Source organism: Nocardia ignorata NBRC 108230, assembly GCF_001612905.1.
Taxonomy (GTDB): domain Bacteria; phylum Actinomycetota; class Actinomycetes; order Mycobacteriales; family Mycobacteriaceae; genus Nocardia; species Nocardia ignorata.
The window spans coordinates 1-10,285 of the sequence record NZ_BDBI01000055.1 but is presented as its reverse complement, the minus strand read 5'-3'; the positions used below and the strand labels follow the sequence as shown (position 1 = coordinate 10,285).

The window sequence follows — 10,285 nt, the reverse complement described above, 5'->3', positions numbered from 1 at the left end:
GGACCGCTCGGATGTCGGTGTTGCGGACCGGGGAAGGCGCCGCCCATGGCGCCCAGCGGGCCGGGTCCTCCAGCGCCCATTGGCTGATGTCGCGGTAGAACGCACGTACGGTGAACAAGACTCCGTGCAAGTCGGTGCGAGTCTTGCCCTTCGCGGTGACAGCCAACCGTTCGCGCCAAGCAGTCACCACGGCTGTGCTCAACCGAAGGTCGTGTTGATCGGGAGCAACTTGGAGGACGTTCCACCAGAACAGCCGGGCCAGGTGGTGGGCGATATGTTCGAATGTCGAGTAGTCCACGCCGGGGCGGATCTCATCGAGGTAGGCCACGAGCAGATCACGCACGGGACCGGCGGGCAGCCCGTAGCGGTCCACCAGCCCGGCGGCAGAGTGCTGGCGGCTGTTGCCTTTGGCGCTCCACACCGCCCGCAGTGTCGGCGGTTCGTCGGCGAATGGCCCGAGTTCGACCATGAGTTCCCACGCCAGATGCTCGCGGCGTGTCCGCCCGGACGCGCGGACCAGATCGGCATAGGCGAGCAGGTCATCACCGGTGATCGCAGCGAGTGGTTTGCCGGTGCGGATCATGACCCGTGTCAGGCAGGTCTCGGCATCGAGCTGAACGCGTCGAACATGTGCGGTGTAGGAGGAGAGCTCGCGTAGACGAGCGAACATCGCGGTGTCGTTGAACAGTGAAAACCGCTGCGGCAGTTCATAAAACATCGTGCACAGCAGAAACGAGTACGACGGCCGCACCACCCGAGCCAACACCAATGCCGCCAGCGCGCCGTGCCCGTCGACCGCGCGGGTCACCCGCCCCTGTGCTTGAAGCTGACGGGCCCACGCGCGAGGTGCGCTGTCCGCGCCGCTGGCGAGCCATCGCTGCTCCCAGCTGTCGCCGGGGTACTCGGCCAACCATTCCAAGATCGCCCGCAGATGCCGGATCCAGCGTGCCCGATTACCTGGCAGGGGCGGAAGGATCGGCGCCAGCCGGACGACGAGGACCGCTACCAGCTCGTCGATCCCGGTGGTGAGCAGTTCGTGCTCAGGGCCATCGGTCGGCCGGGGTGGCGGTTCCTGACCGGCGTCGTAGCCGACCAACAGGTAGATTCGCCCCGACGGGCCGAAGCGGTGGTCCTTGGGCACCTCGAGCACCATGCGCGACACTGTCGTTGCGTGCAGGCTCATTCGGTCAGCCCCAACAGCTCCCGCACCTGCGCGGCGTTGTAGCCGTCGCCGATCTGCGTGAGCGGGTCAGGGCGGGCTTGGGCGTGGTGTTCGGTGACCTTGGCGATGAGGTCCTCCAGTCGCGGCCGGGTGTAGAGAAGGGTCGTAGAGATCGAGGCGTGGCGCAGGATCGTTTGTACGTCGACGAGCGTGAACGCCGGATCATCGAGCATGCGGGTCGCTGCGGTGTGGCGTAGATCGTGCAGGGAATGATTTGTGCCGAGCAGAGTATTCGCGCGCATCAAGACCGCCCGCGTCGCGTGATAGGTCAACGGCCGGAACGGGCTTCGCAATGTGTGCCAGACCAGGCCGTCGGCCAGGCATCCGTGTTGGTCGGCTTCCATCAGATACAGCGCCAGCCAGGTGAACGCATCTGCAGAGGCGGGCACTTCGGCCAGTTCCCGGCTGCCCTTGGAGATCACCTTGATGGTGCCGTGTCCGGCGTCGACATCGTTCAGGCGCATCCCCAGTAGTTCCGATGCCCGCACTCCGGAGGACAGGTAGAACGCCACCAGTGCCCGGTCACGGTTGCTCCGCAGTGCTGCGAACAAGCTGTCGACCGCCTGGTCGGGGATTGCGCGCGGCAGCTGTTGAGGAACCTTCTGCCGATACGGTGCGCGTCGCCCGCGGACGAACGGTTGCATCGGATTGTGGTGGGCGTGGATCCGCGCCCCGCCGTGACCGCGCCGGTGCGGCACCGGATTCACCAGCGGGCCCAGATCGGCGTCGATGGCAAAGTCGTAGAACTCCGAAAGCACTGTGAGCTGGTGGTTAATTGTGCGCGGCGCGTAACCGATGGTCGGGTACGGCTTCCCAGTAATCTGATTGACCGATCCCAACGGCGCCGCCGAAGGTGAGCGGCGAAGCCGGCGCGGGACCGGCGCGGTGCGCAGGTGCTCGACCAAGTCGCGGATATGTCCGCGTTCGGCCCTTTGCCAGGCCACGTCCTGGACGTGCAGGAACCGCAGCCACCGCAATAGATCGAACCCGTAGCTGCGCAACGAACTCGGACTCAAATCGCAGACCGATAGCTCGCGCAACCACATCTCGCAGGCCTCGTGGGGCTGGTCCGGGAATCGGACCTGATACCCCGGCGGACCGGGGATAGCCGCCACCCAGCCGATCGTGGGCAACCCGGCAGCAGGCACGCTCACTCGTTGGACTCCCATGCTGGTGAACTGTGCGCGGAGTGCGCGAGATCTGTTGGTAGTTCAGTCAACATGACGGGCACTGGCCTACGTCGATGAGCGGTTGCGGTTGGAATCGCGCAATGGCAACGACATCACCGCGGCCTGGCCGGAACTGGCCGGGCTCGCCCCGGCCGAACCCGGTTTCGTCGTCGACGGCGAGATCGTCATCGAAGTCGCGGGCCGGTCCTCGTTTCGGGCGTTGGCCCCTCGCATGCATCAACGCAACCCGGCCACCATCGCAACCCTGGCCCAGGCCTCACCGGCGACGTTCATGATCTTCGACCTGCTCCACATCGGCGACCGATCCCTGACCGGGCTGCCCTACACCCAACGCCGCGAACTACTCGAACTCACCGGGCTGACCGGACCACACTGGCGAATCCCCGGCCTGCTTCCCGGCCCGGCCGCCGACGCCCTGGCCGCCTCGCAGGCGCTCGGGGCCGAGGGAATCATCTGTAAACGGCGCGACAGCTGGTATCTGTCCGGGCAACGCAGTCCCGCCTGGACGAAAGTCAAGAACGTGTCCCACCAGGAGGTGGTGGTCATCGGCTGGAAAACCGGGACGGGCCGACGGGCCGGGAAGATCGGGTCGCTGCTGGTCGCGGTCCCCGACGACCGAGGCAACCTCGAATACGCGGGCAGTGTCGGTACCGGATTCACCGCAGGAATGCTCACGGACCTGCACGAACGGTTGGCGCCGCTGCAACGCCCGAATCCACCGGTCCCCGGATTCCGGTCGACCCCGACCGGGGTGATGTGGCTCGAACCGCACGTAGTCGGGGAAGTCGCGTTCACCGAATGGACCGGCGACGGCCGACTACGCCACCCGTCCTGGAGAGGGTTACGCCTGGACAAAGACCTCGATGACGTCGAAACCCCCGCAGGAGACCGTGACCGACCGATGTAGCGACGATCGGTGACGGCGGTCAGGCCGGCTCCGGGCAATCGTGTTTGCATCCGGTCCTGCTCACGACGGCTCGGGTCGGGCTATCGACGGTTTCGATCAGTATGGATCGAGGGCAACAGGAAATCGGTGGACGAGCAGCCAGCCAGCGGTGCTTAGCACGGCTACCGCCGCGACGAACGACCTGGCCGGGGCATTCGGGCGCGTAGATGGTCTGCGGCGCCACCCACCCGATAGGCGCTGGATCAGACATCGTGTAATCGGCATGAGCGGACGTTCAGTCGAACGCTCAACGCGGGAAGGGAAGCGGCGTCAGAGGTTGTCGGTCGCTGCGGAGCTGAAGCTGATGGTGAAGCTGTCGAAGTGGGCGGTGAGGATGAGTATTCCGCCGTGGGCGGCGTGGTAGCGGATCATCTCGATCAGTGTCACCCCGTCGAAAGATTCTGTGAGGTCGATGTATTCGACGAAGTCGTCGCCGCCGACGGCGGTACCGGAGAAGTCGAAGTGGCTGTGGTTGTCGTAGCCGACCGCGTGGACCACCAGCGGCGGTCCGTCGGGTTCGGTGGGGTCGGCGAGTAGCCATGGCAGACCGTTGGACCGCAGATGGATGCCGTCGTCCTTGGCCCATACCAGTGCCGGCGGCACGGGGTTGGGTTTGTTGGTGTCCCCTTTGGGCCAGGAATGCTCACTGGTGGCCATCGCGTGCTCGGCAATGAGCAGGACCTGGCGCAGCGGGAACCAGAACTCGAACGAACTCGATCTACGCATGGATGCAATGCCTTTCGTCGAACAGCTTGGGCGTGCACGTGGCGCCGATTGATCAGTCGAGGATGTGCCGGGCGTGGGTCGGTGAGGGACGAGCGAGCTCGCGTCGGAATGGAGGTGTGGTTCTCCAAGCCGTTGAGTCGCGGCACCAGCGGGGTACGGCGATGCGGGCTTCACATGTGGGCTCATCCCGAGAAGCTGCCGGACCGGGGTTCTGGCACTTGAAACGCGTGGATGGGATCGTGGTCGAAAAGCTCGAGGGCTCACATCCGCAGCTGAAGAATCTCCTCGTCGACCTCGATCGTCGTCATCGGTTGCGCGATAGCGTCTTCGCGGCACCGCATCGGTTGGCCGAAGTCGGTGACCGCTATTCGGTCCGGTTGCTCGCGGTACGGGCTGGGCGCTTGGAAGGTCTTGTCCGGCAATCCCACACGCGGGCATTTGGCCCTGGTCGGTGTGCGGGAACCGGGCCAGGGAGACGGTGCGGTGTTGGTCGGGGAATTCGTCGCGCTTGCCTGCACGGCGGGTGCGGACGCGGTGACGGTCGTCGTGGATTCGGACCCGGCGAACCGGTGGGGCCGGAGAGTTTTCTTCGAAAGGCGCGGGTTCGCCTCGGTCGAGGGCAGTGCGTTGCACTTCGTCTTCCGCTGTGATCGGCCGAGGCCAGGGCTAGTGTGTGCGCGTTGAACTCTCACATGCCCGCGGTCGCGGGGGCGGGGAGGATGTAGTCGGGGGCGTCGCTATAGGTTTCGTCAAGGGCGACGGCCGGGTCAGTTCCTGATGATGAAGTATTGCCCCGTGGTCTCTTGGAAGTCGACGGCCGCGGCGATAGCCGCGTCATCGAGCGTTCTGGCGTGATCGGGAACGACGATGAGTTTGTCGTCGTCGTCGTGGAGCCGGTGGATGATCGCGATACAGGTGCCGCGTGCTGAGGTGATCGGTTCGGAAGGGCCCAAGTAGTAGGCGTCGAGTTCCTCGCCGTCGGGTGCGAGTGTGCCGGGGACGTAGCCATAGTTCGCCCGGTAGACAAACCCGTAGGTCGGGTGGCGGCTCCCGTAAGGACGGTCGATCAATAGATCGATGGTCCGGCCGAGGAACGGCACCGCCAGTTGAAGTGATTCGGACTCGTCCTCGAACGGACCTGGACTGGTCATCGTTGCAGGTTATCGGGCGCGGTGTTCACCGCGAATCGAGCTGCCGGAGTGGTAGTTCTAGAACTTCGGTTTCGGAATCATTGCCGGGGAGCCACGAGGCTGCGGCCGTGTTCGCGGGGACTGGGCTGGCTGGTGATCTTGTCAGTGTGGGCGCGGTACGCACCATCGCATTGGTGTCCCGAGTAGGGTCGGTCATGCCCCGCGACGTGGTGGCGCAGTGTGGGTGCACGGGGAAGGTTTCGCCTCGACCGGCCGGTCCGGTCGAGGCGAACCACGCATCCTGGAGTCGCCCAGGCGGCACAGAATCTCCTCGTCGAGAGCAATGTCGCGCCATGCCGACCTACCCGGACCACCGAGGGCGGTCCCGGTTCAACCGCAGTGCCACAAGGTTGGCGTGCGGTCGGTGCCTCGAGACGACACCTGACACCCGCGGGGGAGTGCCCCGGATAGGCAGTGCTCTCGGCTCGTGAGCGGGGGAGTCGTGTGCTGCGTTTCTCCGGCGCCGTCGCGAAGGGTTGGAGGCCTATGTTGAGGTGGCGTCGTAGGCGGCGATGATCTGGGCGGCGATCCTGCCGCGGGTGGAGACGGTGTGGCCGTTCGCGAGAGCCCAAGCCCTGATAGCCGGGAGGTCGTTGCGACGATCTGCCTGTACGGCAGTGGTCGTGGTGACGGCGTTTCGGCGGGTGGTGGTGGTTTTGGTGCGCCCGGTTCGCCGGGCGTAGGGGTCCCATTGTTCGAAGGTGTTGCGCAGTTTGGTGGCGTTGGTTTCGGACAGGTCGATCTCGTAGGTGTGTCCGTCGATGCCGAAGGTGACGGTTTCTTCGGCGGTGGATGTGCCGTCGTAGTCGTCGATGAGGGTGACAACGACCTTGCGCGCCATGAGGTTTCCTGTCGGTCCACGGATCGGTTATGACGATCGTCAGGGTAGTGGCGCGAGATGCGGTTCCTACACTCGGACACCGCGCCCGCAGACGCAGGCCATGATCACAGGCAGGGAGCCGAACGCGTTGGGACTGATCGACCACGATCAACAACCGTCCATGGCCGACGAGTTGTCGAGCACAACCTGTGACCGAGACTCACTATTGGCAGTGCATTGTCGAACATCGAACAACCGTTCCGGGCCGGGTCAGCCGCACCGTGTGATGTTCACCGTCCCGTCACGCCCACCAAATCGGAGAGCCTCCTCGACTCCTCGGTTCAACTGAACCACCACCGACCACCCAGCGCCTTGTGATGCAATTACGCTATGGCAATCCCGGCCGATGTCAGTGAACAAGCCAACCGACTCCGCACCGCAGTCGACGCGGTCGTGCCCGCCCGCACGGCCTCGAACGTGATCATCGGCACCTGGAACCTGCGCGAGTTCGGCAACCTCACCGCGTCCTGGAACGCCACCACCACCGACTCCCCGAAACGTGACTGGCGCGCGACCACATTGATCGCGGCGATCATCGCCGCTTTCGACATCTGCGCTGTGCAAGAAGTCCAACGCAACACCACCGCCCTGCGCTTCTTGCTCACCCGACTCGGCCCGGACTGGCGGGCGATCGTCTCCGACGTCACCGAAGGCGACAACGACGGAAACGGTGAACGACTCGCCTACCTCTACAACACCACCCGAGTCCAGCCCTCAGGGCTCGTCGGTGAGATCGTGCTCCCACCCGCCGCCGGCGACCCTGCTCAACAGTTCGTTCGCACCCCCTATGCCGCGAGCTTCACCCGCGCCGGAATCGAGTTCATCCGCACCACCGTCCACATCCTGTGGGGCACCAACCCCCGTCAGCGGCTGCCCGAGATCACCGCCTTCGCCCAGTGGATGCGCGCCTGGAACGACCGACCCAACGACTGGAACGACAACCTGCTGGTATTGGGTGATTTCAACCTCGACCGGCTCGGTAACCCGCTCTTCGACGCCTTCGTATCGACCGGGCTCTGGGCACCCACCGAACTCGACACCGTCGACCGCACCATCTTCGGCAACGACAACACCACCAACTACTACGACCAGATCGCCTGGTTCAGCACCCCCGAGGACCACAGCCTGCTCACCGACCTCACCTACACCCAGCGAGCGGGCCACTTCGACTTCCTCCCACACTGCTACCCCGACCTCACCCGAACCCAGACCTCCTACCGCATCTCCGACCACTACCCACTCTGGGCCGAATTCCATATCAACGCCTGACCTGACGAAGCTTCCAAGCTTCCGTGCCGCTGCCGAACGGTTGCCGCGTTTCCCGCTGACCCAGTTCCCGCAGGTGATGCGCTGGCTTTCCCTCGCGCACGCGATCCTCGTGGCTGGCCATGCCGACGGGCGAAGGACGGCAATGCGGGGGTTGGCCCGCCGGAACCAAGGCGCTGTCATCGACCCATCGGAACGATAGCGATCGCAGATCGACGAGGCAGGTCGTGTGCGAGCAGCCAGGCAGGACTGGCGTGTCGAGAGAGGGAGCCTAGTAGCTGTGCCGGGTGCCGAGGCCTCTTCGCCTCGACCCAGCTGACTGCCGTCGAGCCCAAACGCTTGCTCTGTCAGAGCTGTTACGAACACAAGTGACAGGCTCGTCGGCGAGAGATGTGCGCGCTGATTACACCAGGTATCAACCTCGGCGCCGAGCGCGAATCACCGTGCTATGTGCAGTTCACGGGGGGTGACCCCAGCTCACCACGCCCCAGGTACTGGTTACGGCCCGTGCCCGCAAATCGGACATGCCGCTGAACGCGGCCGCCCGCAAGAACGGCACCTCGGCAGGATCGAAGCCCGGCCGCCCGGAGGGGTCGTGTGCCGCCGGTTCAGCCCAAGCGCGCGATGCGGGCGATCACCGAGGCCTTGGTGATCCCGCCGTCGGGGTGACGGTCGAGGTCGCAGCCACGCGCCATCATCGTGGACACGGTGCCCGGCGCGATTCCGAGCATGGCGGCGGCGACGCTGTGCGACACCGCATCAGCGAGGTCCGCACCGACCGAGCGGCCTACCGCACGCCCGACAGGGGTGCGCCACCACGACGGCTCGGGGTCGTCGGGCCAGGCGACCCCGGCGAGGTCGATCACGGTCTGTGCGGCGATGTCGTCATCCTCGGAGCACAGCTGTGCAGCCAAGTGGGGTGAGGTCTGGGCTATGCGGTCACGGGTCATCGCTGCGAGGTCGAGCGCACCGATCGCTTCCAGGGCGCCGACGATGTAGTTGTCGAGGCTTTCGGCGAGTTGCTCGGCGACGGCGTCGAGGGTGGTCTCGGCCATCAGTCGATCCAGGTGACGTCGGTGAATCCGGCGGCGGCGAGCGCGGCGTCATAAGGTGCGGGGTCTTCGCTCGACTCGACGGTCAACGAAGCGACCTCGTTGCCGTCTTGATCGCGAACGGTGATGGTGTCGAAACTGGTTTCGCTGGTCCAGTCGTCGTTGTCGGCCAGGCGGACGTCGTTGATGCTGGTGAGTTGAGCGGTGACGGTCATAACTCCACGATAGTCTAGTGGAGTTCACATGACTTGCAGTTAGTGCTAGACATGCGGTGAGGCTCGAGAATTCCATCACCGCGCTGGACTTGCCCTGGTGGCAACTATCGCCTGCATGTGACAGACATGGGCTGTCGCAGCGTCGGCGGCGCGAGCACGTCCCGGCGAGCCGGATGACATAAAGTCGAAACTATGTTCGAAGGTTGGGAAGACGAGTTCGTGCCGTCGATGCGGCGTGAGCTCGCCCGCCCTTGCTCAGTGCTCGTCGATCTGTCGGTGGCGATGCCGTCGCACAGCATCACTTTCCGGCGCGATCAGATCCCCATGCGGGTCAAGCTCGGCGGCCTGGACTTGACCGCGACGGTGCCCGGGGTGTTATCGGCGTGGGCGCGCAGCGCCGACGGCGGGTGGCTCGGACTGGTCTCGTTCGTGGTGTCCACCGCCAATGGGCGCGGCCAACTGCCCGTCACGCAGTGGTGCTCGGAGAAGGCCTTGACCAAGCAGGAACCGTCGCCACCGTCGTCGTGAGCGACATCGGACGCGGACCCGTCGCGCGCGGGTGCAGGGCGGCGTGGAGTTCGTGGATGACACGGCCGACGACCTTAGCCACGGGCATGCTCACCCGCCCATTGACACGCCCATCATCAGCAGCAACAACAGCGAACTCGGTAGAGACCGCCCTGGCGCACCCGAAGGGGTACCGCGTCGACCCGGAAATGGGCCGGTCGGGTGGTGATGGCTGCGGCGAGGTCCACGGTGACCGGTTGCGGTGGATCCACCACCATTCGCAGCGGTGGGGTGAACTGCTCGGGCCAGGCATCGAACACCGACGACGTCATCACTGCTCCCGTCGGTAGTTCTGGCAACCCATCGGCGACCGAGGATGCAACCGGCGAGGACAACCGGACACGACGTCGTGGCGCAACCGGGCCCGCAGATGGGCATCCAGGCGTGCGGTGATGGCCTCGACCTGGGCGGGGTGCACCACCGCACCGAACGCGGTCGCGTCGAGCACTTGTCGGCGGAGCGCGGCCAACGCGGCCGCGGTCCAGTCCGGTCGCGACGTCTGTGCCATGTCAGTCACCCTACAGCTATTCGAACATATATTCGACTCCTGTTATTCGGGTGTGACGGTGCGGCGGGCGATGCCGAGGCAAACCAGCAGGTCGCTGATGCGGTACTGGGTATCCCACACGGCCGGATCATCGGGATCGAGCTCGGCGTCGAGCAAGGCCTGCCGATCGATCGAATCTCTTCCCATACTCAGCATCGACGCACCAAGCCGGTGCGTGGTTCCACCGGCGACGGAGGTGTCCGCTGGTGTCCGGTCGGTGCCCTGCCTGCGCGGCGCGTATCGGGGTTTGCTGACCACGTTCGCCCTCGCGGGGTTCTGGCGCGGTTGGATTGGGTGTCCGTGCAGGTCAGACGCAGATAGGCGTTTGCGCTCAGGAGTTGTCAGGCACGTTCTCGAGGTGTGGAACGAGTTCGTGGCAGGCAAGTTCGAACTGTTTTCCGATGCCGCGGGCAAAGTCCGGTGGAGGCTCAAGGCCGGCAACGGCGAAGTGGTCGCCCAAAGTCAGGGCTATGGGAGCAAAGAC

Annotated in this window: 13 protein-coding genes and 1 pseudogene; 4 read left to right on the top strand and 10 right to left on the bottom strand. The window is 65.2% G+C overall.

All coding sequences use genetic code 11. The features are described 5' to 3' along the window. Together NI2_RS31895 and NI2_RS31890 are read right to left on the bottom strand one after the other, a co-directional pair. Positions 1–1,183, bottom strand: a pseudogene (locus tag NI2_RS31895) (site-specific integrase); the annotation flags it as partial. Then, entirely contained in the window at positions 1,180–2,391 is a 1,212-nt protein-coding gene (locus NI2_RS31890; RefSeq protein WP_067498848.1) for a tyrosine-type recombinase/integrase, read from the bottom strand. The gene NI2_RS31890 and the pseudogene NI2_RS31895, both read right to left, overlap by 4 nt. Before the next feature lie 88 nt (positions 2,392–2,479). Between NI2_RS31890 and NI2_RS31885 the strand changes: the two genes are divergently transcribed. Beyond that, on the top strand, positions 2,480–3,319 hold the full coding sequence (locus tag NI2_RS31885) for an ATP-dependent DNA ligase (RefSeq protein ID WP_067498846.1): 840 nt from the start codon (positions 2,480–2,482) through the stop codon (positions 3,317–3,319). A 309-nt stretch (positions 3,320–3,628) separates the two neighbouring features. On the opposite strand, the gene NI2_RS34595 is transcribed toward NI2_RS31885, so the two are convergent. The 3 genes from NI2_RS34595 to NI2_RS31870 form a co-directional block, all read right to left on the bottom strand. After that, complete coding sequence (locus NI2_RS34595) at positions 3,629–4,084, bottom strand: DUF3085 domain-containing protein (protein ID WP_067498844.1); 456 nt, start codon at positions 4,082–4,084, stop codon at positions 3,629–3,631. Positions 4,085–4,851: 767 nt separating this feature from the next. Beyond that, positions 4,852–5,235 (bottom strand): inorganic diphosphatase, encoded by a 384-nt coding sequence (locus NI2_RS31875; RefSeq protein WP_067498841.1) that lies wholly within the window; start codon positions 5,233–5,235, stop codon positions 4,852–4,854. 523 nt (positions 5,236–5,758) lie between these two features. Beyond that, positions 5,759–6,115, bottom strand: coding sequence for a histone-like nucleoid-structuring protein Lsr2 (locus NI2_RS31870; protein ID WP_067498839.1), 357 nt, complete (start codon positions 6,113–6,115; stop codon positions 5,759–5,761). Positions 6,116–6,484: 369 nt separating this feature from the next. Here NI2_RS31870 and NI2_RS31865 point away from each other — a divergent pair, with 369 nt between their 5' ends. Next, positions 6,485–7,423 (top strand): endonuclease/exonuclease/phosphatase family protein, encoded by a 939-nt coding sequence (locus NI2_RS31865; RefSeq protein WP_067498837.1) that lies wholly within the window; start codon positions 6,485–6,487, stop codon positions 7,421–7,423. Positions 7,424–8,028: 605 nt separating this feature from the next. Here the strand turns inward: NI2_RS31865 and NI2_RS31860 are convergent. Together NI2_RS31860 and NI2_RS31855 are read right to left on the bottom strand one after the other, a co-directional pair. Next, positions 8,029–8,475: a hypothetical protein gene (locus tag NI2_RS31860; RefSeq protein ID WP_067498835.1), complete on the bottom strand. Its 447-nt coding sequence runs from the start codon at positions 8,473–8,475 to the stop codon at positions 8,029–8,031. Beyond that, entirely contained in the window at positions 8,475–8,687 is a 213-nt protein-coding gene (locus NI2_RS31855; protein ID WP_067498833.1) for a hypothetical protein, read from the bottom strand. Before NI2_RS31855 ends, NI2_RS31860 begins: the two co-directional genes overlap by 1 nt. Positions 8,688–8,879: 192 nt before the next feature. Here NI2_RS31855 and NI2_RS31850 point away from each other — a divergent pair, with 192 nt between their 5' ends. Continuing rightward, positions 8,880–9,215: a hypothetical protein gene (locus tag NI2_RS31850; protein WP_243750160.1), complete on the top strand. Its 336-nt coding sequence runs from the start codon at positions 8,880–8,882 to the stop codon at positions 9,213–9,215. 116 nt (positions 9,216–9,331) lie between these two features. Here the strand turns inward: NI2_RS31850 and NI2_RS31845 are convergent, their stop codons facing one another. The 3 genes from NI2_RS31845 to NI2_RS34265 are packed head-to-tail and all read right to left on the bottom strand — an operon-like array spanning position 9,332 to position 9,948. Further along, entirely contained in the window at positions 9,332–9,526 is a 195-nt protein-coding gene (locus NI2_RS31845; protein ID WP_067498832.1) for a hypothetical protein, read from the bottom strand. Continuing rightward, on the bottom strand, positions 9,526–9,762 hold the full coding sequence (locus NI2_RS31840) for a DUF6374 family protein (RefSeq protein ID WP_067498830.1): 237 nt from the start codon (positions 9,760–9,762) through the stop codon (positions 9,526–9,528). Before NI2_RS31840 ends, NI2_RS31845 begins: the two co-directional genes overlap by 1 nt. A gap of 42 nt (positions 9,763–9,804) precedes the next feature. Continuing rightward, positions 9,805–9,948, bottom strand: coding sequence for a hypothetical protein (locus tag NI2_RS34265; protein ID WP_157104706.1), 144 nt, complete (start codon positions 9,946–9,948; stop codon positions 9,805–9,807). 226 nt (positions 9,949–10,174) lie between these two features. On the opposite strand from NI2_RS34265, the gene NI2_RS34260 reads away from it, so the two are divergent. Then, on the top strand, positions 10,175–10,285 hold a 111-nt coding region (locus NI2_RS34260), incomplete at its 3' end, for a YegP family protein (RefSeq protein ID WP_157104705.1).